We start from the raw sequence: 20982 nt of genomic DNA on the forward strand, positions 1-20982 counted from the left end.
AAAAGAGACAAAACCCCACCGTATTGGAGGGGCTGCGCTTGTCTTACACTTCCATAATTTCTTTTTCTTTGGCAGCGAGTACCTTATCGACTTCAGCAATAAACTTGTCGGTCGATTTTTGGATATCGTCCTGATGTCTCCGGGACTCGTCCTCGGAAATCTCTGACTTCTCCATTTTTTTAATATCATCATTCGCATCACGACGAATGTTACGAATCGCAACTTTTCCTTCTTCGCCGAACTTTTTCGTCAGTTTTACGAGTTCTGTTCTGCGCTCCTCCGTAAGTGGAGGAATGGACAAACGAATCATATTACCATCGTTAGCCGGTGTTAATCCCAGATCCGACTTCATGATCGCACGTTCGATTTCGCCCATAGAAGATTTGTCCCATGGCTGAATCATCAGCGTACGGGAATCTGGTGTGCTAATATTCGCGAGTTGATTAAGTGGTGTCATCGCTCCATAGTACTCTACCTGAACCCGGTCCAGAAGAGCCGGAGTTGCACGTCCTGCACGCAAAGTGGCAAGATCACGACGTAACGCTTGAATTGCTTTATCCATACGTTCTTCGGCATGTTTTTTAACCGCTTCTGGCATTAATCTACACTCCCTTTAACGATTGTTCCGATGCGTTCACCGAGAACTACACGTTTGATGTTACCTTGTTCTGTAATGGCAAATACAATCAACGGAATGTTGTTGTCCATGCAGAGCGAGGACGCCGTCGAATCCATTACACCAAGATTTTTGTTAAGTACATCGAGGTAAGTCAATTGCTCATATTTCTCAGCTGTACTATCCTTGAACGGATCGGCCGAGTATACGCCATCAACTTTGTTTTTAGCCATCAGGATGACTTCTGCTTCGATCTCCGCTGCGCGCAGTGCTGCTGTTGTATCCGTGGAGAAGAACGGGTTACCTGTACCTGCTGCAAAAATAACGACACGGCCTTTCTCCAGATGACGAATAGCTCTTCGACGGATATATGGCTCTGCAATTTGCTGCATGGCAATTGAAGTCTGTACACGTGTAGGCACTTCAATCTGTTCCAATGCATCTTGCAGTGCTAGCGAGTTCATTACTGTAGCTAACATTCCCATATAGTCGGCTGTTGCTCGATCGATGCCGTTTTCGCTACCGGCGATTCCACGCCAGATGTTTCCGCCACCACATACGATGGCAACCTGCACACCAAGTTCAACAACTTCTTTTACCTGCTGAGCAATCGACGAGATCGTCTCTGCATCAATACCATAGCCGTTTTGACCGGAAAGGGACTCCCCACTAACCTTTAAGACAACGCGTTTGAATACTGGCTGTTCCAATTGTTCACCCTCCACTTTAAACTTGAGCACCTTCGGTGTTCAATCAACAAAACTTCTCGCGCATGGCCTCCTGCTTAAAAAGAAAGGAACACGACTGTGTTCCACTCTTTTAGAAAAACGATTAACCGGTTAGGCACTGTTTTCCTGAGATATAAGGGAGCTCTGCTTCGAAGTTTTATCATTCTTATATCTTCGAAAACCAATTTCTGCTTGCCGGTATAAAACCGTCTTATTTGTTCACTTGGGACATAACTTCTTCTACGAAGTTATCTACTTTTTTCTCCAAACCTTCACCTAGTTCGTAACGAACGAAACGACGGATGGAGATATTCTCACCGATTTGGCTGATTTTTTCATTCAGCAATTGGGAGATTGTTTTGTCTGGATCTTTAACGAAAGTTTGTTCCATCAGGCAGTACTCTTCGTAGTATTTACCGATACGGCCTTCAACCATTTTCTCAACGATTTTTTCTGGTTTGCCTTCGTTCAGCGCTTGAGCTTTCAAGATTTCTTTTTCTTTTTCCAGCTCTTCTGCAGGAACTTCTTCACGAGTTACGAATTTCGGACTAGCTGCAGCGATTTGCATAGCGATGTCTTTAACGAAATCTTTGAATTGGTCTGTTTTACCTACGAAGTCAGTTTCGCAGTTAACTTCTACCAGGACACCGATACGGCCACCAGCGTGGATATAAGATTCTACAGTACCTTCAGTAGCTGCACGTCCTGCTTTGTTTGCAGCTGCGGAAAGACCTTTTTCACGCAGAATTTCAGCCGCTTTTGTGATATCACCATTTGCTTCTTCCAGTGCTTTTTTGCAATCGAGCATACCAGCGCCCGTTTTTTCACGAAGTTCTTTTACTGCACTCGCGTTAACTGCCATTATTAATTCCCTCCAAAATAAGTATTGTACGTACACGTACACTCTAAAAAAAGGGCAGTGAGAGGTTATCCACCTACCAACCACCCTTTTCATTTAGTTCATTCGTTATGTTCGAATCTATTAAGCGGAAGTTTCTTCGCCTTGGTTAGCTTCGATCACGGCATCAGCCATTTTACCTGTCAACAGCTTAACAGCGCGGATTGCATCGTCGTTACCTGGGATAACATAATCGATTTCGTCCGGATCGCAGTTTGTATCAACGATACCTACAATTGGGATACCCAATTTGCGAGCTTCTGCAACAGCGATACGCTCTTTGCGTGGATCGATGATAAACAGGGCGCTTGGCAGGCCTTTCATATTTTTAATACCGCCGAGGAATTTCTCCAGACGATCTTTTTCTTTGCGAAGCAAGATAACTTCTTTTTTAGGCAATACAGCGAATGTGCCGTCTTCTTCCCAAGCTTCCAGTTGTTTCAAACGATCAATACGTTTTTGAATCGTTTGGAAGTTAGTCAGAGTGCCGCCCAACCAACGTTGGTTAATGTAGAATTGACCAGCGCGTTCAGCTTCTTCTTTAACAGAATCTTGAGCTTGTTTCTTAGTACCCACGAAAAGAATTGTACCATTCTCTCCTGCGATTCCTTTAACGAAGTTGTAAGCTTCTTCGACTTTTTTCACCGTTTTTTGCAAATCGATGATGTAAATTCCGTTTCTTTCAGTGAAGATATAACGATCCATTTTTGGGTTCCAACGACGAGTTTGGTGACCGAAGTGTACCCCAGCTTCGAGAAGCTGCTTCATGGAGATTACTGCCATCTTCACACACCTCCTAATATGGTTTTTTATTGTGTCCTCCGCCGGCATCATTTTTCGCCAAGACTCTCCATCAGGAAAGCACCCTCAACAAAATTAGCACATGCGTGTGTTTTAACACCGTTATCTAATATAGCATAACTGCTTGGCTGATGCAACAGTCTTTGAAAGCAAACATACCTAGTCGCACAACGTTTATATGTTATGTGGAATCTCCGACTATAATTATTGCCCAATTAGACTATAAAATAAAAGAACCGTCTTGCCTGAGTGTACTCAGCTTGACGGTTCTTGAGTAATTTTGGCGATGATGGATTCGAAGCTTTCCCCTTTTTCAAGTGCGTACGTTCCCACCTGAATCTTGGTGTTGATTCGCTCTGCCTTTCCCGCCTTAATGAAGGCCTGGGCATCATCTACTATGCCAGCTTTCTCGAGATTTCCAGCGACAATCGCCAAACTGTTACCAGAACGCACTCTAAATGTGACTGTTGTCTTTTGAGGCGTGTTCGGTGACGATGGCTCTGCTGCTTTTGGCTCGCTCGCATTATTCGGACTCTCATTGCCACTTGAAGCTGGCTGCTGAGGCTCCGTGGGAGCTGCAGGATCACTAGTATCCTCTGCTTTCTTCGGAGCAGCAGCCGTTTCTCCCTGCATTTCACTGCTCTCCTGCTTTTTCTTTTGTACCCATTCGGCTTCCGTATATAGTTCGTCCTCTGTACCGACAAGCTTCAAATCCATGCTTTTGGCAGCCAACTCCAGCTCTTCCTTCGTCAGATTGGCTGCAGTTGCAGCCGGATCCGTTTCCAAACTGCTGTCAGATAGGGCGTTTTGTCCCACTGTGGCAAGCTGAAGCAGCACTGCTCCAATGATCATGCCCGTTCCAATTCCAATCCATAGGGAGCGCTTGTCCATCTCTTAGCCTTCCTCCCGTTCTGCCAGCTGAAGAATCAGCTGTACTTCTCCACGTTGTATGCCGGTCTGTTTTGCGATCGCATCCACTGACTTGCCTTCATCATACAAATGAAACACTTCTGAATACCGATCTTTGATTGACTCTCGCTCATTGACAGGCTCTTGGCCACTTTGTGTTGGCTCAGTTTCTGAAATCTGCTTTGTGGCGTCATCTCTCATACTGGCCACAAGAGCCTGAGCCTGCAGCGCATCGAATTCATCCTTTGAAATATCTGAAACATGATGGGTTTCGGACTCTTTGCTTTTTTCAAGTTCATTGAGACGCTTCTGCAATTCTTCAAGCTGCATTTGCATGCGTTGATCTGCAGCTGCCGCCTCTCCCTTCATTTCAGCAACACGCTGAATAAGGGCATCATTATCGCTTTCGATCTCAGCCATATAATGTTCAAGTGTGGATTCCATCTCTTGCACTAATTGTTGGCTCGGTTCTGGTGTCTTATTTTTCTTGGGCATGATGAATGCATATGCAATGGCACAGGCACCTAATATGACAATAATAACCCATGGTGACAAATTGGTTCCTCTCCTTTGGATATCGCCTTCAAAGCTCAAGTCTTCATTTTTGTAATACGGAAAGGGTTACAATGACAGATCCACATGTTTTCCTTTGTACGGATGCTCCGCAGGTTTGACTTGCTCCGACATCTGGATCGTCTCCTGCTCCCGGGAACCCCCTTCGTGCTCTCCATTACTAGATTGACCGTCTCGTACACCTGTATGTGTTGTTTCTTCCATCGCTTCACTGCGCTGTCTTGCCTCTTCTGCTTCCTTGGCCGTTTGCACTGCCAGTAAATTCTGGTCCGTGACCGGCCGCTGCTGATATTCGCTCTGATACCGACCGGCTTCACTTGTTCGTGGTACTGCAATCTGCAACTCTACTGCCTTAAAACTCATACGCTCACCTCACGGTTTCGAATGGTTTTTTACCTGTGCCTGATGCTGTACTTAAACGAATGGAGTCATCGTAATGTCCCCGTCATAATAATAAAATGAAATTCTACTCACAGGATCTTTAATAAATTTGGTGTATCTGCCGATAACTATCTTAGAGCCTCCGTAAATCATCTTGAGAATATCCACCCGGGCTCTGCTCGTATCTTCCAATACTTTTTCAATTTCGAATATACGTGACTTGGTTTCCTCATTAAGACGAAGTGCCGACTTTTGTGTAGCCGTAAGCTTAACTCGCATAGCCATTTTGTCAGGACTCAGTTGTCCAGCAGCAGCTAATTGATCCAGCAGTACCAATGCTTTTTTCGTTTTGTCTAATGAATCCATCTGTTCCCTGAGCCCTTTACGCAATTCACTCAGTTCGTTACGCAATTTGGGTAGAACACCAACTTCAATCGAAGTTACTGTCGACATGCTGTTCCCCACAATTCGAGCTGAAACATTCTCACCGGCTTGAATGGATCCACCAACAATAAGACCTTTGGTGCCGGCACAGATCACGCTCCTGCCTGCACGGATATTGGAATGCATAATGCTTTGAGAGACGAGAACATCTTCACCTGCATCTACGTTACCTTCCTGAATAAAGGTGCATTTGACATTGTGACCCGCCTGAACAAGCCCTTTGTTATATCCGATAATACCACCAGTGATCTCAACAGAGCCCCCTGCTTCTAGCTCTGCACCTTCGACACCGCCGACAACGCGAATGTCACCCGCTGCTTTTATTTTAAAACCAGTCAGTACATTGCCACGTATGACCACCGTACCTACAAAATCAATATTACCTATATTGTAGTCTACATCGCCATTAATTTCGTATACCGGGAATACATTCAGTTTGTTCCCTTCCGTTTTGGTCACGAGTCCATCCAAAGCGGCATACATTGCAGATCCATCCGGATTAATAACAACATTTTTCCCCACTTTGAATCGTGCGTCTTTCCCTGGTCGAAAAGGAATTTCCTCACCAGTAACGGCCTGGCCTACTGAGCCATCCACTGGAGGAATGCGCTCGGCAATGATTTGACCTGATTTTACATTATTCAACCGAGTTACTTCTTTGTAATCCACCTTGCCATCTTCCGCTTCCAGAGGCCGCCGTTCACTCGCATCGTCCATGCCAACCAATACCTTGATGTACCCGTCTGTTCCAGGAACAGCCGCGATGCCTTCGGCGATCTTCAACTGCGTATTCATATATGTTTCAGGTTGATTCACAAACACGACAAGTGCCTCACGCAGCACACCATACTTAATGCCCTGACCCGCAATAAACTGTTCCAGGTCATCCAGCGTGCAGTTGAAACCTTCTTCCTGCTTGGAAAACTCAAGGTAGGCCGTACTTTTATCTTCCGATAAAACAACGCTAAGGCATTGTTCCAAAGCAATTCGCTGTGTCAATGCAGTTCTTCCTCCTTTTCGACTTTCCACTCCCCGAAATCCGTGTAATCAAGCTTTCTATTAATCTTTGCGCATTAACAGATCCTTCTGTTTTTCGAGCGTACCACGGAGTCTCAAAATGGCTTTGGAATGCAGCTGCGATATACGCGATGGTGAAAGAGACATCACTTCAGCGATTTCACTAAGCGATAAGTCTTCATAATACAAGAGGGAAACTACCGTTCTCTCTTTAACTGTCAGCTTATCGAGTCCCTGAACCAAAGCATCCTTTAAATAAAACTCGTTCACTTTGTAATCTGGATTTTTGGCCTTTTCATCGACCATTAAAGAAAGACGAGTCTCTGACTCTTCTTCCCGAATCGGGTCTTCAAGAGAGCACAGTGACATTACCGCCACTTCCTGGAGCATATGTTGGAAGTCCTTAGTCGACACGTCAAGATACTGACTCATTTCTTCATCACTTACTGACCGTAGATAGGTTTGCTCCAGCTGCTGATAAGCATCTTCGATTCGTTTAGCCTTTTCTCGCACGGAACGGGGAACCCAGTCTCCTTGACGCAAACCATCCAGGATCGCTCCACGAACTCGCCATGAGGCGTACGTCTCAAATTGAAGACCTCGTTCATAGTCGAATTTCTCAAGAGCATCGATTAGTCCCATGACGCCGTTGCTCTCCAGATCATCTTTTGGGACATTTTTGGGTAATCCGACAGCCAAACGACCGGATACATAATTCACAATGTGAAGATATTTCTCAATTAAAGCTTTTTTGGCTTCAAGATCTCCGTGTTCTTTCCACTTTTCCCACAGATCTGCATGGTTCAAATGTGAAGCTTTACGCTCGTCCAATTGCTTTCACCCTCCTTATTTGTCTGTCAGGTGACGAACGGCCTGCGCCAATTCTTCCGGATCCTTGGTCCGGACCAGTTTAGGCGGATCCAATGGGGCGAAACCCGTTGGAGCTTTCGTCTCGGATGGCGGAATCTCTTCCCCAGAGGAGGCGTTCTGTCCATTCTTGAGCAAGTCGTTTAGCTCTTGTCCATCGTCTTCGAGTTTAATGTCAACCTGCGAACCTCTCATTTCTGGACCAATTTGGGGATCATAATCGAAACCCTTACTTCCTGCGGACGGGGTCAACAGCAACCCCAGCCCCCAGCGCAAACCAAAAGCAAGGGCGTACCAGGCTACGAATCCGATTAACCCGCGAATTAAACTGGTCATCAACAAATTGCTGCTGTATGCTACAAAAAAAGTCAGAATAAATCCGACTATGCCTGCTCCAAGATTAATGCGGTAGTTTCCTATCATAGTTTTATAATTCCTTTACACCCATTTGTACACTTCTAATATTTAAAATCCCTGTTTCACAGTCCATTTCAATGGTCCGGCCATAATTTCCACCAGTGTCTTCAGCTAGAAGAGGAATATTAAGCTTTTGCAACCATTCCCGGCAAGATTCCGCATTCCTCGGCCCAATACGCATGGTATCTCCAGCTCCTGAAAAAGCAAACATCTGAGCACCACCTGCCATTTTGGACACGATACGTGAACGAGATGCACCGAGTTTTAACATCTTTTCTAATAACTCAGGCAACGCCGTATCGGCATATTTAGCTGTGTTCAATTTTCCTTCTCTTGCAATCTCTGAAGAAGGAAGCATCACATGCGCCATTCCAGCCAGCTTCAAATGCGGATCATACATCGTTAACCCCACACAAGAACCAAGCCCTGTCGTGCGGATTATGCCAGGAAGGTGAGCAATGTTCAAATCCGCCATACCGACTTTAACGACGCTTTTTTCTTCAATCATGATCCAGAGGCACCCCTAAAGATTCAAATATCTTGGCAAATGACAATGGATCGGGAATCAGGAAAAATTGACCTTCCACCTGATCTTCTCCTTCGAAGAACGATGTGTCAATCAAAAGTGCATCGTCTCCCATTTCGCCAAATTGCAGCAGCCCATAGCTGAGTATTGCCCCTGCCATGTCAATGGCAAGTCCGGGAACCGTTGGATACATCGACAGTTTGGTGAAATCTGCAAGTGATGAAAGATATGATCCAGCCAGAATATTACCGATTTCCGATAACGCAGACTGTTCCATATCCGTAAACATGAGGCCGTCTTTCAGATCAAAACCAGCAAGCCGGTTTAGCAGCATTTTGGCGGCTTCCGGGGTCATCATGAAGAACAGATTACCTGGCGCCTCGCCTTCAACACGTAAAAAGACAGTCACCACGATTCGTTCGTCCCCGCCCACTTTTTCAGCTACTTCTTCAAAAGGGAGCATCTGTACTGTCGGCACGCCCATGTCAATCGGTCTATTTAGAAGTTGAGACAACGCCGTTGCGGCGTTGCCTGCTCCAATGTTACCGACCTCTTTGAGCACATCCATTTGGAATCCCTCAAATCGGTTGAACATCTCCACGTGTTAGCCCTCGACACTTTCCAGCTGTACAACTTCGCTTTTATTCAATACTTCATGCAGATTAAGCATGATCAACAAACGCTCATTTTCCAATTTAGCCACTCCGCGCAGATATCTCGCTTTGACTCCACCCACTACTTCCGGCGGACTATCAATTGCGCTGCTCTTAATGTCAATTACGTCATTGGCTGCGTCAACGATGAATCCAACCTGCATGTCACCTACAGCTACAATGACAATTCGAGTTTGATCCGTATATTCTGTTTCTGGCAGAGAGAAACGACCACGCAAGTCGATAACAGGGATAACAACCCCGCGAAGATTAATAACCCCTTTTACGAAGGAAAATGTCTTAGGGACACGAGTAATCGGCATCATGCGTTCAATCGTCTGAACTTTATCAACCTCAATACCGTATTCTTCAGATCCTAGTTTAAAGACGATGACTTTCAATTCTTCCATGAATAAAACCTCCCTATAAGTGTAAGGCTTAATTGCTTATTTAATAAATGCGTTAGGGTCAACGATGAGAGCTACTTGTCCATCTCCCAGGATGGTTGCTCCGGAGATTCCTTCAATGGAAGGAAGATAGGTTCCCATTGATTTGAGAACAATTTCGCTCTGTCCGATAAACTCTTCCACAGAAACCGCTGCTAGACGATCTCCTTTGCGGATGACAACGATTTCTGTTTCCGACTCATCCTCATCATTGAAATCAGGTACGCCAAACACTTCGTTTAGCGACAAGTACGGAATGAGGGACTCACGGAACGTAATCATTTTATTACCATGAATATTACGAACTTGTTCACGCTGCACAATGGCCGTCTCCACGATGGAGGACAACGGAATTGCATATTTCTCGGAACCAACTCGTACAAGCATTGCAGCGATAATTGACAACGTCAATGGCAGTTGAACCGAGAAATTAGTGCCTTTGCCTGGTGTGGAATGAATGGTTACATTACCGCCAAGTGAAGTGATTTTGGATTTTACAACGTCCAAGCCTACTCCGCGACCAGAGATATCCGAGATTTTGTCAGCTGTACTGAAACCAGGAGCGAATAAAAGCTGATTAACTTCATCGTCGCTCATCTTCGCACCCTGTTCTTCCGTCACGACACCGCGTTTAATGGCTGTTTGTAAAAGCTTCTCACGATAAATTCCTTTGCCGTCATCTTCAATTTCAATGAAAACATGGTTGCCACTGTGGAAAGCTCGAAGGTTAACTGTGCCCATTTCCGGTTTTCCGGCAGCAACACGTTCTGCGATTGATTCGACACCGTGGTCCACAGCGTTACGCAGCAAATGCACCAATGGGTCACCGATCTCGTCAATGACAGTACGATCCAATTCCGTTTCAGCACCGGTAATGACGAGGTCAATTTTTTTATCCAAAGTTTTGGCTAGGTCACGAATCATTCGTGGGAACCGGTTAAATACGGTATCTACAGGTACCATGCGCAGCTTGAGAACGATATTTTGCAGGTCTGAGCTGACTCTGCTGAGATGAGCCACGGTATCGGATAGATCATTATTACCCGTTTCACTTGCTAACTGCTCCAGACGCGACCGATCAATCAGCAATTCGCTGAATAAATTCATCAGTACATCCAATCGCTCAATATCCACTCGGATCGTACGCGAAGGTGCGGCTGCCTGTTTCGTTGGTGCAGCAGGTTTGGCTGCTGGTTTTTCTTCTGTTTTAACCGCAGTTGCGATCTCTTGTGATACAGCTGTTGCTATGGCGACTGTTTCAGCTTCAACTGCTGCCGCAGCCTGATTGGTCATCTGCTGAAGAGTTTCTTGATCCAGCTGAATGACTTTGGCACTTTCTATCTCTGAAATGCTTAAAATGCTTTTTTCCAGTTCCTGCGCTTCTTTGGTTGTTATGTAATACAACGAGAAACTGCGCTCAAACTTCTCCTGCTCAATATCCTGAACCGTAGGGAAAGACTTCACAACTTCACCCGAACGCTCCAAGAGATCAAAGACCATGTAGGCACGTACACCTTTCAGCTGGCTATCCTCACTAACAAGCACATCAATGTAGAAAACTCGATGCCCTTCCGCGATAGACTGGTCCAGAACAGAATATTGGAATTCGTCCAGATCAACAGCCGATGAAATGGTTTCTACCGGCTTAGCCGTTGTTGTAGCAGCTGGAGTTTCACCACCTGTCCATTCACCACTTTCAATAGCTTGAAGGGAAGCGACAATTGCGGAAACATCGGCTTTACCTTCTCCACCACTGGTAATATCCTGAACCATGGATTCAAGCGCGTCCAAACTCTTAAACAGAGTATCAAAAATATAGTCCTGCATTTTCAATTTCTCATTACGCACAAGATCTAACACATTCTCCATTTTGTGTGTCAATGATGCCAAATCCTCAAAGCCCATTGTTGCGGCCATACCTTTCAAAGTATGAGCAGAGCGGAAGATGACTTGGACTATACCCAGATCCTCCGGATTGCCTTCGAGTTGAAGCATGTTGTCGTTAAGGGATTGCAGATGATCATTAGACTCATCAATAAACATGGATAAGTATTGGTTCATGTCCATTGTGAGGCACCTCCTCCATGAGTTACACTCCGTTTATTTCACTGCTTGAACAAGTTTTGGGGCGATCTCCTGCAAAGGCAGAAGATGACGTACGCATTGCAGCTCTACAGCAGAACGCGGCATTCCATACACCACACAGGTCTCTTCATTTTCCGCAAAGGTAGACGTTACACCCGCTTCATACAGCTTCTTCATCATTCTCGCTCCATCACTGCCCATACCGGTCAGCAAAACCAAATGCCGCTGAAGCGACGTAAAAGGCAATAAGGACTCAAACATCGTATCCACTGAAGGCCGATGGCCATTCACCGGATGTTGCTCCGTAAGCTTCAGAATATACTTTCCATCGGTTGCTTTACTTACGACGATGTGATATCCACCAGGAGCGATATAAGCAGAACCTTTCTTGAGAACCATACCTTCTTCAGCCTCAACGACATGCAGCGGACTGAAGGTATTTAGCCGTTGTGCCAGAGACCTTGTAAAGTTGGGCGGCATGTGCTGCACAATGATGACAGGTGCAGGCAAATCAGCAGGCAGTTCCTCAAGCAAAGTTTTAAGGGCCCTTGGACCTCCCGTAGAGCAGCCAATTGCGACAATTTTGTTGAATGCACTATCAGTCCCCGTTACTGCTTTTGTTAGTGGTTGACTTGAGGTTGCAGCCGTTTGCTCCATTGCTGCCCGTATTGGCTCAGCATTCCGCAACTCCTTCGGAGTATGAAGGGGCTTAATAGGTTTAGACACCTTAGCTTCTCTTGTATTAGGAACACGATCTGGGCTCTTTGCAGCTTCCAGTTTTTTGTCTGGCCGCTCTTTTTTCTGATCCGCCAGCGGCATGTTTCGCTGCAGCACTTTGGACTGCGGTCGCTCACTTGGTTCACTATTTGGCCTTGTAACTGGCTGAACAGGATCAATCTTTTTGTGAGCGGGTTCTCTGCGAACTTGTGCAGGAGCATCACGCTGTACTCGCTGAGATTGACGCAAGAGATGTTCCTGGATCTCTTTCGTCTGTTTCAAGGATTCCTCACGCTCTGCTTTTCGCTTGATTTCGTTCATGGCCGCCCGCATCCGCTCGACGAGGGCCTTGCCTACTTGAGCAATATCCTGATCATGTGAAATGGAAGGCTTGCGTATAAAATCAAAGGCTCCTGCCTCAAGCGCCATGATGGTTTCCTTCATACCTTGTTCATTGATACCTGATAGCATAATTACAGGCACCGTTGACTTCTGCATGATCGACTTCAGTGCATCCAGCCCGTTCATCTCAGGCATTTCTACATCCATCGTAATTACATCAGGCTTTAAATCCACTGCTTTTTCAATTGCTTCCCTGCCGGTTGAAGCTGTGGCCGCAACTTTGAATTCCGGGTCAGCTTCAATTAAATCCGTGACAATTTTGCGCATAAAAGCGGAATCATCGACAACCAATACTTGATACACCGCCATGTTTTGTCCACCTCTGTTTCCTTTTTTCAAGAATCATGTTGTCTTCCTGAGCCACTTTTTCATAAATCCCCTGATTCCTGTCAAGGTTCCGGCTTCGTTAACCCCAGGTTCAGCCAAATAGCGAAGGGCGAGTCGCTGTATGTCTCTGGAAGCCTTTGAATGGGGATAAGCCAAGCTGTAGGGCACTTGTCTCTTCACCGCTTTAACAACATTCGGATCTTCTGAAACATACCCAAGCAGGGGGATATCCGTTTGCAAAAAACGCTTGGCTACTCCTGCTATTTTGTCCGCCACCTGTTCCGACTCCTGTTCATTTTCAACACGGTTAACGATCATCCGAAAAGGTGTAGCATTTTCCTGACCATGCATCACTTTAACCAGTGCATATGCATCTGTTATGGAAGTGGGTTCAGGTGTAGTTACAATCATACATTCGTCAGCTGCACCAATAAACTTCATATTCTCGCGGGAGAGCCCCGCTCCAGTATCAAATATGACATAATCCATTTCCTGCGCAACCATTTCCACTTGCTCTGCAAAGAATTCCAAATCACGGTCCGACAACGAAAATAACTCTTTCATGCCAGATCCACCGGCAATGTAAGGTAGTCCGTTCGCACCAAGCTGAATGATTTCCTGTATGGACTTCTGCCGATACAATAAATGATACAAATTATAGGGAGATGAAGTCCCCATAAGGACATCAATATTGGCCATACCGATATCTGCGTCAAATACGAGTACCTTCCTGCCCAGCGTTTGCAGCGCAAGGGCAAAGTTCAACGTGAAATTGGATTTCCCTACCCCACCTTTGCCGCTGGCAATCGTTAAGATTTTTGAGGAGCGGCCACTGGGCTGGGTTTTGTCCAATCCGCTCGGTGCTGACACCAAACTTCGAAGAGAGGCTGCCTGGTCCTTCATTTTGCGAGTTCTCCCAGCAATTGTTTAGTCAATGAAATCGGATCTGGTTTGAGCAAGTCATCCGGAACATTCTGTCCATTGGTCACATAGGCAAGTTTCAACGGGAAGTGATGCAGCAGATTAATCATTGGACCACAAGTGCCCGTTTCGTCCATCTTGGTGAAAATGATTTTATCCAACCCATACTTGCTGAAATGTTCGGTAATTTCAAACATGTCCGCGCTTTTGGATGTCATGCTCATGACGAGAAAGGTTTCACTGTTCTCTACTGGTGCAAGCAGGCTTTGCAACTCAGAAACGAGCAATTCGTTTCTATAATTTCTTCCTGCAGTATCCATGAAGATCAGGTCACAATCCTGCAAACGAGATATGGCTCGTTGTGTATCTCCTGGAGACTGTACAACCTCAAGTGGAACATTCAAAATGGAAGCGTACGTTCTAAGTTGTTCTACTGCTGATATACGGTACGTATCCGATGTAATGAATCCAACTTTCCGATGATGCTTAAACATCTGCTCAGCCGCCAGTTTGGCAATGGTTGTTGTTTTCCCCACACCTGTAGGTCCAGCAACATAAACAATACGAGTGCCAGGCAATATCCCCGCATCGATACGTTCCTCCAGAAACATTAAAATCTGTTTCTGAACGGTTTGAACAATCTCAGTTTCGTCCAGCTCTTTAGCATTCAACTGCGTCTGAACCGTTTCAAACCATGACTCAAAAACTTCCGTCCGCACCTCTTGATTACTCAGCCGCTCTCTAAGAAAAAGAAACGCTTCAGGTACAGGGTCAGCCAATTCATTCTGTCTAGATAATTGAGTCATCATCTTTTTGAGTTCTTTCAGTTCAGACATCAGTTCTTGTTGGCCCTGTTTGTTTGGTTCTTGCACGGCAGGAGACGATGAACCCGAAAAATCCGCCCCTTCCGGTCGCGGTTTATAATCCGTGCTTGACTCAAATTTACCGCGCGCTCTATCTGAATCAATGTTCATCGATTCAGCATGAGCAGCGGTTTCCTTACGTTTTTCATCGGCGTGTTGCTCAACAACCTGGGCAGCCGATTCCGATTCACTCGCTTCGTTCACAAATGAACGAGCCGTCTGCCTGTACGCTTCAGGAACATACGAACGAGGCACTGACGCAACTTGGTTCTGCATCTGCTTCTTGGCTTCTTTTTTATCTTCCTCTTCAACAGCAGCTACAACTTCAATTCTCTTTTTGCGAAACATTCCCATCATTCCGCCCACCTTAATTTCTTTGGTGGACAGAATGACAGCGTTACTTCCCAGGTCTTTCCGAATTTGAAGCATAGCTTCGGGCATGGTCTCAACAATATATTGTTTTACTCTCATAAGTTCACCACTCCGACACTTTGGATTTCAACATTCGGTTCCAACTCACTATAGGAAAGCACCGGTATGTCCTGCATGGTACGTTCAATGACTTGACGCAGGTACATACGAATAGTTGGAGAAGTTAATACAACAGGTTGTTGACCTGATTGGATTAATCGATTGACCTGCTCGGTCAATTTTTGATACACACTTTGTGTAGACGCAGGATCCAGTGCAAGGTAACTTCCTTGATCGGATTGTTGTACACTTTCGGCAATTTTCTTTTCCAATCCAGGCCCAACGGTAATCACTCTAAGAGTTTCACCTTTTTGGGAGAACTGTTGGGTAATTTGACGGGAAAGCGATTGTCTTACGTACTCTGTCAGAACATCAGGGTCTTTGGTATACGTCCCGTAGTCAGCCAGTGTCTCGAAGATTGTAACCATATCCCGGATGGAGATTTTCTCGCGCAGAAGTTTTGCCAGCACTTTCTGTACATCCCCAATGCCCAAAACCGATGGAATCAGTTCATCGACAAGTGCAGCATAGTTCTCTCTGAGATTGTCCACAAGCGCCTTCGTCTCTTGTCGGCCGAGAAGCTCATGTGCGTGTTTCTTAATCAGTTCCGTCAGATGGGTAGCCACCACGGATGGCGGATCCACAACGGTGTAACCAGCAAGCTCAGCTCGGTCTTTGGTCACTTCGTCGATCCATAGAGCAGGAAGGCCAAAAGCCGGTTCCGTAGTTTCAATTCCTGTCACAGATTCTTCTTCGTACCCAGGGCTCATAGCCAGATAATGATTAAGCAGCAATTCACCGCCACCCACCACATTACCCTTGATCTTAATAACATACTCATTAGGTCTCAATTGAATATTGTCTCGAATCCGAATGACAGGAACAACGAGCCCTAATTCAAGCGCACATTGCCTACGTATCATAATAATCCGATCCAGTAGATCTCCGCCCTGCTGGTTATCGGCCAGAGGAATCAAACCGTAACCAAACTCGAACTCGATTGGATCAACCTGAAGCAAGTTAATTACACTTTCTGGATTTCTAACCTCTTCGATCTGTTGTTCCTCCTCCATCTGTTCTTCTGCCTCTTGTTTGGATTTCAGCGTATTTTGCATCCTCCATGCGGCAAAAGCCAGTATACCTGCCAAAGGTATGGTCGTAATGGCGTGAATTGGAGTGAAGAAACCAAGCATTGCTATTACAAAAGCTACAATATATATGAGCGTCGGGTATGTAAACAACTGCCCCGTAATATCATCTGCCAAGTTACCTTCGGATGACGCTCTAGTGACGATAAGACCCGCTGCTGTAGAAATCAGAAGTGCAGGAATCTGACTGACCAATCCATCCCCGATTGTTAATACAGAGTAGGTGGACAACGCATCTGCAAATGAGAAACCATGTACGGTCATACCGATAATAAATCCACCAATGAGATTGATTAGCAAGATGATAATACTCGCGATCGCGTCTCCTTTTACGAATTTACTCGCACCGTCCATTGCACCGTAGAAGTCAGCCTCTCTCTCAATTTTGGAACGTCGCTCACGGGCCTGTTGTTCATTGATCAAGCCTGCATTTAAGTCCGCATCAATACTCATCTGTTTACCAGGCATCGCATCGAGTGTAAACCGTGCTGCTACTTCAGCTACACGTTCCGAACCCTTGGTGATAACGATAAACTGAACAACGACCAGTATGAGGAAGACGATGAAACCAATAGCAATTTGACCGCCTGCGATCCAGCTACCAAAAGTGGCTACGACAGACCCGGCGTCTCCTTCTCCAAGGATCAGCTTAGTTGTTGAAATATTTAATGCTAGGCGAAACAGTGTAGTAATCAACAATAATGCCGGAAAGATGGAGAATTGCAACGCTTCCTTGCTGTTCATCGCTACGAGCAATATCATCAATGCAAGTGAAATGTTGACAACAAGCAGCATGTCCAACAACCAGGTTGGGATCGGGAGAATCATCATCAACACAATGCCAATGATACCCGCAAGGACAGCAATATCTTTTGTTTTCAATGAATGTACGGCCTCCGATCCCTTTTATTTCGTTCTGCCCTTTAATTTATATACATAAGCCAGCACTTCGGCTACCGCTTGAAACAAATCAGCCGGTATGGCGTCGCCAATCTCGGCCCTCTGGAACAATGCCCGTGCCAGCGGCTTGTTTTCCATTGTAATGACACCGTGCTCTTTGGCAATCTCCCTGATGCGCAAGGCGACGTAATCCTGACCTTTGGCAATAATCTGAGGTGCTTCCATCTCAGACCCTTCATACTTCAGCGCTACAGCGAAGTGCGTCGGGTTTGTGATGATCACATCTGCATTTGGAACCTCCTGCATCATGCGCTGTACAGCCATGCGACGCTGACGTTCCCTGATTTTACCCTTGATCAGCGGGTCACCTTCCATTTTTTTGTACTCGTCCTTGATGTCCTGTTTGGACATCCGAATGTTTTTCTCGTAATCATATTTCTGATACATATAGTCGAACACTGCGAGTACCATTAAGGCAACAGCAATTTTGACACCTAGATTGAGGGTGATTGAAGCCGAAAAATGTAATATGGCATCCAAAGAAAAATGAGAAAGTGAAGCAATATCCGATTGATAACTTGTAATCGTACTGTAGACTAGATAACCGATAATCGACATTTTCAAAATGGATTTTGCAAACTCCACTAATGAACGAAGAGAGAAAATGTTTTTGAAACCTTTGATTGGATCAAGCTTCTCAAGCTTTGGCTTCAACCCTTCTCCTACAAGCAGAAAACCAACCTGCATATAATTGACGATCAAGGCAACAACCGCCGCACCTATCAGTACGGGTGCTAGCAGCAGCATAACTTCAATGCCGTAGCGCATCATAAGCGCCATTACATTTTCGCCGGTAATCTCCAAGCTCAGCCGATTCATAAAGATATCTGTAAATAACCGAACAATGCGTTCTTTGTAAAAATCACTGAAAACCATCATGATTAAAAAGGTGAACAGGAGAATGGATGCTCCGGAGATCTCCATACTTTTAACAACCTGTCCCTTTTTGCGGGTATCCTGCCTTTTTTTCGGGGTGGCTTTCTCCGTCTTCTCCCCTGCGAATAACTGAAGGTCAAGTTGAAATTTCATTTAAATCCTGTCCTCCGTTTCCTTTAGCCCGGCCTCTGTCCGATCGTTCCAAGCAACTTTTCCATAGATCTAAACATCGCTTCGAACAATTGGCTAAATACAAAGGCGAAGCTCGGAACCATCAAAAGCAATATGGCGATTCCCACCAGGACCTTTAACGGCATACCGACAGCAAACACATTGAATTGAGGAGCAGTTTTAGCCAAGAAACCCAATCCCACATCCGTCAAAAACAAAGCCACTACAATGGGTGCCGACATTTGGAAGGCAAGCATAAAGGCCTCACCTAACGTACGAACGAGAAACTCAGCAATACTACCGTCAGCCAATCGTATGAAAAAGGCATTGGATAAAGGTATCCAGCGATAGCTGTACACTATGGCGTCCAGAAGGTAGTGGTGTCCATTCATCGTCAGGAAAAGCAGCATAGCAAAAGCATATTTGAAATTACCTGTCAGCGGTGCAGAAGCACCCGTCATCGGATCAAATACATTCGCCATACCAAAGCCAATCTGAAGATCAATGAATGTTCCCGCCGTTTGCACGGCTGTCATGATCAAATAGGCTACGAAACCTAGCAGCAACCCTATTAATATCTCCCGGATAATCAACAGAATGTAACTCAGATCGGTAGGCACTTCCTGATTCATGCCATATACTACATAAACCGTTAATGTTACAAATGCCGAAAGACCAACCTTAATGGAATTCGGCACATTTCGAGCTGAGAATACTGGAGCAGTTACAAAAAATGATGCAATTCGACAAAACATAAGCAGAGCGACAGGAAAACTTTGCAACAATGTCTCCATGTGCGAAAGCCTACCCTATATATCTGTATAAATTATCGAGAATGTTATACGTAAAATCTACCAAAATATTTAAGATCCAAGGTCCGAATAAGAGCACTGCCAGAAGAACGGCAATAATTTTCGGTACAAAGGCTAATGTCTGCTCCTGAATTTGGGTCGTTGCTTGAAATACACTGATAATGAGACCCACAACTAGAGCAAGTATAAGCATGGGTGCGCTAGCCAGCAGCGACGTATATACTGCTTTCCCGGCCAGACCTATAATAAATTCTGAAGTCATGACCGTCCTCCTTCAACTTTCCTGCTCATGTGTTAAAGCTCAGCAGCAGTGACTTCACTACAAGATACCAACCGTCCACAAGGACAAATAGCAATATCTTAAAAGGTAATGAGATCATGACCGGTGGTAGCATCATCATCCCCATAGCCATGAGTGTACTTGCAACCACGATGTCTATGACTAGAAACGGAATGAAAATCATGAATCCCATCTGGAATGCTGTCTTTAATTCACTGATTGCATACGCTGGCACCATGACAGTGATCGGTATATCTTGATATGTTTCTGGTTTTTCGGTCTGATTATATTTCATAAAAAGCAGTAAATCTTTCTCCCTTGTGTGGGAGAACATAAACTTCTTAATGGGATCTTGTGCCTTTTCAAGCGCTTCCGTTTGCGTAATGTCTCCTTTGAGATAAGGCTGAAGAGCTACCTGATTAATGGAAGACAGCGTCGGTGACATGATAAACAGTGTCAGGAAGAGCGCTAAACCGACAAGCACCTGATTGGGTGGCATTTGTTGCGTCCCCAAGGATGTCCGTATAAAACCGAGAACGATAACAATTCGGGTGAAGCTGGTCATTAATACCAATATTGCAGGCGCTATACTTAACACCGTAATTAATAGTATTATGGACAGAGAACTCGTACTTGGTGTTCCCCCATCTCCGCTTCCGATTTGGATATCGATGTTCGGTATTGGTTCGGCAAAGGCAACCGTCACAGATGCCAGGCTGATAAGCCCCATCAAACAACATGCTAGCCAAATCTTTTTCTTCATGAATCCCTCGACCGATCTGTAGTATTGTCTTCTTCCAGGAGCTTGTCCATCTTTTCTTTTCGGTTAGGCATCTGCCGCAGCTTCGACTCGAATAGCTCGTGAAAAGAGGCTGTATCCTCAAGTTCCATTTCCCTTGGTGGTTCTTTCTTACGCAAGCGGGATGCCAGCTTGTTGATTAATGGTGAAAGGCTTCCCTGTTGTGAAGAAGCTTCTCTCTCAAATGAATCAACAATTCTCTGTGCCTCTTCCAAATCTGAAATTTTGTCTAGCAATTGTATATTTTCGCCAACACCGACCAGATAAACATTGCCACCAATTTCTATGATCTGAAGTGACTTGTTCGGCCCCAGCCCCACACCACCCAAAATGCGGACTGTACCACTTCGGAACCACTGCTGATTCCGTTTGTTCAAAAAGCGGAGCAGGTAGACGATAAGGACCAGGATGACGGCCAGGACGACAATCACCCATACAAGCTGAAAATAATAGTTGGTCCCAATGTCAGCTCCTCCAGGAGTATCACCCTGCGCCATCATCATGTGTCTTAAACTCCCAGCGTTTTGCTGATCGCTTCGATGACCCGGTCAGACTGGAATGGCTTAACGATGAAATCTTTGGCACCAGCCTGAATCGCATCAATTACCATCGCTTGTTGTCCCATAGCTGAACACATAATGACTTTAGCGTTCGCATCGATTTTTTTGATTTCTTTCAGTGCTGCAATACCATCCATCTCAGGCATGGTAATATCCATCGTGATCAGATCAGGACGAAGTTCCTTAAATTTCTCAATTGCTTGTGCTCCATCCTGAGCCTCGCCAACGACCTCATATCCGTTTTTGGACAAAATGTCCCGGATCATCATTCTCATAAACGCAGCGTCGTCCACGACTAAAATTCGGTTTGCCAT

Annotated in this window: 24 protein-coding genes; all 24 read right to left on the bottom strand. The window is 45.4% G+C overall.

What is annotated here, in order from left to right; all coding sequences use genetic code 11:
• Window positions 1-43 precede the first annotated feature (43 nt).
• The 24 genes from frr to AC3WQ3_RS12580 all read right to left on the bottom strand — a co-directional run bounded on the left by frr (window position 44) and on the right by AC3WQ3_RS12580 (window position 20982).
• Window positions 44-598, bottom strand: a complete 555-nt coding sequence (gene frr / locus AC3WQ3_RS12465; RefSeq protein ID WP_095287800.1) for a ribosome recycling factor — start codon at window positions 596-598, stop codon at window positions 44-46.
• Window positions 598-1326: a UMP kinase gene (gene pyrH, locus AC3WQ3_RS12470; RefSeq protein WP_095287801.1), complete on the bottom strand. Its 729-nt coding sequence runs from the start codon at window positions 1324-1326 to the stop codon at window positions 598-600. The genes frr and pyrH overlap by 1 nt, the downstream gene beginning before the upstream one ends.
• 229 nt (window positions 1327-1555) lie before the next feature.
• Window positions 1556-2206: a translation elongation factor Ts gene (tsf, locus tag AC3WQ3_RS12475; protein WP_095287802.1), complete on the bottom strand. Its 651-nt coding sequence runs from the start codon at window positions 2204-2206 to the stop codon at window positions 1556-1558.
• A gap of 120 nt (window positions 2207-2326) precedes the next feature.
• The gene (gene rpsB, locus AC3WQ3_RS12480) at window positions 2327-3025 is read right to left on the bottom strand and encodes a 30S ribosomal protein S2 (protein ID WP_047842496.1); all 699 of its coding nucleotides are present in this window, start codon (window positions 3023-3025) and stop codon (window positions 2327-2329) included.
• 273 nt (window positions 3026-3298) lie between these two features.
• Window positions 3299-3934, bottom strand: coding sequence for an endolytic transglycosylase MltG (locus AC3WQ3_RS12485; RefSeq protein ID WP_492472424.1), 636 nt, complete (start codon window positions 3932-3934; stop codon window positions 3299-3301).
• 3 nt (window positions 3935-3937) lie between these two features.
• A complete protein-coding gene (locus tag AC3WQ3_RS12490) occupies window positions 3938-4447 on the bottom strand; it encodes a hypothetical protein (RefSeq protein ID WP_492472425.1) in 510 nt (169 codons plus the stop codon).
• Window positions 4448-4573: 126 nt separating this feature from the next.
• On the bottom strand, window positions 4574-4888 hold the full coding sequence (locus AC3WQ3_RS12495; RefSeq protein WP_127536244.1) for a hypothetical protein: 315 nt from the start codon (window positions 4886-4888) through the stop codon (window positions 4574-4576).
• Between the two features lie 51 nt (window positions 4889-4939).
• On the bottom strand, window positions 4940-6349 hold the full coding sequence (locus AC3WQ3_RS12500) for a flagellar assembly protein A (RefSeq protein WP_336779639.1): 1410 nt from the start codon (window positions 6347-6349) through the stop codon (window positions 4940-4942).
• 60 nt (window positions 6350-6409) lie between these two features.
• Window positions 6410-7198: a FliA/WhiG family RNA polymerase sigma factor gene (locus AC3WQ3_RS12505; RefSeq protein ID WP_095287807.1), complete on the bottom strand. Its 789-nt coding sequence runs from the start codon at window positions 7196-7198 to the stop codon at window positions 6410-6412.
• A gap of 15 nt (window positions 7199-7213) precedes the next feature.
• Window positions 7214-7657 (bottom strand): hypothetical protein, encoded by a 444-nt coding sequence (locus tag AC3WQ3_RS12510; RefSeq protein ID WP_110822604.1) that lies wholly within the window; start codon window positions 7655-7657, stop codon window positions 7214-7216.
• 4 nt (window positions 7658-7661) lie between these two features.
• Window positions 7662-8159 (bottom strand): chemotaxis protein CheD, encoded by a 498-nt coding sequence (locus AC3WQ3_RS12515; protein ID WP_095287809.1) that lies wholly within the window; start codon window positions 8157-8159, stop codon window positions 7662-7664.
• The gene (locus AC3WQ3_RS12520) at window positions 8152-8772 is read right to left on the bottom strand and encodes a chemotaxis protein CheC (protein WP_095358695.1); all 621 of its coding nucleotides are present in this window, start codon (window positions 8770-8772) and stop codon (window positions 8152-8154) included. Before AC3WQ3_RS12520 ends, AC3WQ3_RS12515 begins: the two co-directional genes overlap by 8 nt.
• 9 nt (window positions 8773-8781) lie before the next feature.
• Complete coding sequence (locus AC3WQ3_RS12525) at window positions 8782-9240, bottom strand: chemotaxis protein CheW (protein ID WP_127536247.1); 459 nt, start codon at window positions 9238-9240, stop codon at window positions 8782-8784.
• 36 nt (window positions 9241-9276) lie between these two features.
• Entirely contained in the window at window positions 9277-11343 is a 2067-nt protein-coding gene (locus AC3WQ3_RS12530; protein ID WP_354485394.1) for a chemotaxis protein CheW, read from the bottom strand.
• Between the two features lie 33 nt (window positions 11344-11376).
• A complete protein-coding gene (locus AC3WQ3_RS12535; RefSeq protein ID WP_336779637.1) occupies window positions 11377-12789 on the bottom strand; it encodes a protein-glutamate methylesterase/protein-glutamine glutaminase in 1413 nt (470 codons plus the stop codon).
• A gap of 33 nt (window positions 12790-12822) precedes the next feature.
• Window positions 12823-13710, bottom strand: coding sequence for a MinD/ParA family protein (locus AC3WQ3_RS12540; RefSeq protein ID WP_336779636.1), 888 nt, complete (start codon window positions 13708-13710; stop codon window positions 12823-12825).
• Window positions 13707-15062: a flagellar biosynthesis GTPase FlhF gene (gene flhF / locus AC3WQ3_RS12545; RefSeq protein ID WP_492472426.1), complete on the bottom strand. Its 1356-nt coding sequence runs from the start codon at window positions 15060-15062 to the stop codon at window positions 13707-13709. The genes AC3WQ3_RS12540 and flhF overlap by 4 nt, the downstream gene beginning before the upstream one ends.
• Window positions 15059-17092 carry a flagellar biosynthesis protein FlhA gene (gene flhA / locus AC3WQ3_RS12550; protein ID WP_492472427.1) on the bottom strand — a complete coding sequence of 678 codons (2034 nt, stop codon included), beginning with the start codon at window positions 17090-17092 and terminating at the stop codon, window positions 15059-15061. The genes flhF and flhA overlap by 4 nt, the downstream gene beginning before the upstream one ends.
• 24 nt (window positions 17093-17116) lie before the next feature.
• Complete coding sequence (gene flhB / locus AC3WQ3_RS12555) at window positions 17117-18199, bottom strand: flagellar biosynthesis protein FlhB (protein WP_095287816.1); 1083 nt, start codon at window positions 18197-18199, stop codon at window positions 17117-17119.
• A 23-nt stretch (window positions 18200-18222) separates the two neighbouring features.
• Window positions 18223-19011: a flagellar biosynthetic protein FliR gene (gene fliR / locus AC3WQ3_RS12560; protein ID WP_127536254.1), complete on the bottom strand. Its 789-nt coding sequence runs from the start codon at window positions 19009-19011 to the stop codon at window positions 18223-18225.
• Window positions 19012-19021: 10 nt separating this feature from the next.
• The gene (gene fliQ, locus AC3WQ3_RS12565; RefSeq protein WP_024630226.1) at window positions 19022-19291 is read right to left on the bottom strand and encodes a flagellar biosynthesis protein FliQ; all 270 of its coding nucleotides are present in this window, start codon (window positions 19289-19291) and stop codon (window positions 19022-19024) included.
• Window positions 19292-19316: 25 nt separating this feature from the next.
• Window positions 19317-20072, bottom strand: a complete 756-nt coding sequence (fliP, locus tag AC3WQ3_RS12570) for a flagellar type III secretion system pore protein FliP (protein ID WP_095358618.1) — start codon at window positions 20070-20072, stop codon at window positions 19317-19319.
• The gene (locus AC3WQ3_RS12575) at window positions 20069-20605 is read right to left on the bottom strand and encodes a flagellar biosynthetic protein FliO (RefSeq protein ID WP_236146800.1); all 537 of its coding nucleotides are present in this window, start codon (window positions 20603-20605) and stop codon (window positions 20069-20071) included. The genes fliP and AC3WQ3_RS12575 overlap by 4 nt, the downstream gene beginning before the upstream one ends.
• Before the next feature lie 11 nt (window positions 20606-20616).
• Window positions 20617-20982 (bottom strand): response regulator, encoded by a 366-nt coding sequence (locus AC3WQ3_RS12580; RefSeq protein ID WP_095287820.1) that lies wholly within the window; start codon window positions 20980-20982, stop codon window positions 20617-20619.

It is taken from the genome of Paenibacillus sp. FW104-T2 (assembly GCF_058789975.1).

What these genes read in the sequence shown, in the direction of transcription:
- frr (WP_095287800.1), bottom strand. Translation starts at nt 598, where the DNA reads ATGCCAGAAGCGGTTAAAAAACATGCCGAAGAACGTATGGATAAAGCA.
- tsf (WP_095287802.1), bottom strand. Translation starts at nt 2,206, where the DNA reads ATGGCAGTTAACGCGAGTGCAGTAAAAGAACTTCGTGAAAAAACGGGC.
- rpsB (WP_047842496.1), bottom strand. Translation starts at nt 3,025, where the DNA reads ATGGCAGTAATCTCCATGAAGCAGCTTCTCGAAGCTGGGGTACACTTC.
- AC3WQ3_RS12485 (WP_492472424.1), bottom strand. Translation starts at nt 3,934, where the DNA reads ATGGACAAGCGCTCCCTATGGATTGGAATTGGAACGGGCATGATCATT.
- AC3WQ3_RS12490 (WP_492472425.1), bottom strand. Translation starts at nt 4,447, where the DNA reads ATGCCCAAGAAAAATAAGACACCAGAACCGAGCCAACAATTAGTGCAA.
- AC3WQ3_RS12495 (WP_127536244.1), bottom strand. Translation starts at nt 4,888, where the DNA reads ATGAGTTTTAAGGCAGTAGAGTTGCAGATTGCAGTACCACGAACAAGT.
- AC3WQ3_RS12510 (WP_110822604.1), bottom strand. Translation starts at nt 7,657, where the DNA reads ATGATAGGAAACTACCGCATTAATCTTGGAGCAGGCATAGTCGGATTT.
- AC3WQ3_RS12515 (WP_095287809.1), bottom strand. Translation starts at nt 8,159, where the DNA reads ATGATTGAAGAAAAAAGCGTCGTTAAAGTCGGTATGGCGGATTTGAAC.
- AC3WQ3_RS12520 (WP_095358695.1), bottom strand. Translation starts at nt 8,772, where the DNA reads ATGTTCAACCGATTTGAGGGATTCCAAATGGATGTGCTCAAAGAGGTC.
- AC3WQ3_RS12525 (WP_127536247.1), bottom strand. Translation starts at nt 9,240, where the DNA reads ATGGAAGAATTGAAAGTCATCGTCTTTAAACTAGGATCTGAAGAATAC.
- AC3WQ3_RS12530 (WP_354485394.1), bottom strand. Translation starts at nt 11,343, where the DNA reads ATGGACATGAACCAATACTTATCCATGTTTATTGATGAGTCTAATGAT.
- AC3WQ3_RS12535 (WP_336779637.1), bottom strand. Translation starts at nt 12,789, where the DNA reads ATGGCGGTGTATCAAGTATTGGTTGTCGATGATTCCGCTTTTATGCGC.
- AC3WQ3_RS12540 (WP_336779636.1), bottom strand. Translation starts at nt 13,710, where the DNA reads ATGAAGGACCAGGCAGCCTCTCTTCGAAGTTTGGTGTCAGCACCGAGC.
- flhF (WP_492472426.1), bottom strand. Translation starts at nt 15,062, where the DNA reads ATGAGAGTAAAACAATATATTGTTGAGACCATGCCCGAAGCTATGCTT.
- flhB (WP_095287816.1), bottom strand. Translation starts at nt 18,199, where the DNA reads ATGAAATTTCAACTTGACCTTCAGTTATTCGCAGGGGAGAAGACGGAG.
- fliR (WP_127536254.1), bottom strand. Translation starts at nt 19,011, where the DNA reads ATGGAGACATTGTTGCAAAGTTTTCCTGTCGCTCTGCTTATGTTTTGT.
- fliQ (WP_024630226.1), bottom strand. Translation starts at nt 19,291, where the DNA reads ATGACTTCAGAATTTATTATAGGTCTGGCCGGGAAAGCAGTATATACG.
- fliP (WP_095358618.1), bottom strand. Translation starts at nt 20,072, where the DNA reads ATGAAGAAAAAGATTTGGCTAGCATGTTGTTTGATGGGGCTTATCAGC.
- AC3WQ3_RS12575 (WP_236146800.1), bottom strand. Translation starts at nt 20,605, where the DNA reads ATGGCGCAGGGTGATACTCCTGGAGGAGCTGACATTGGGACCAACTAT.
- AC3WQ3_RS12580 (WP_095287820.1), bottom strand. Translation starts at nt 20,982, where the DNA reads ATGGCAAACCGAATTTTAGTCGTGGACGACGCTGCGTTTATGAGAATG.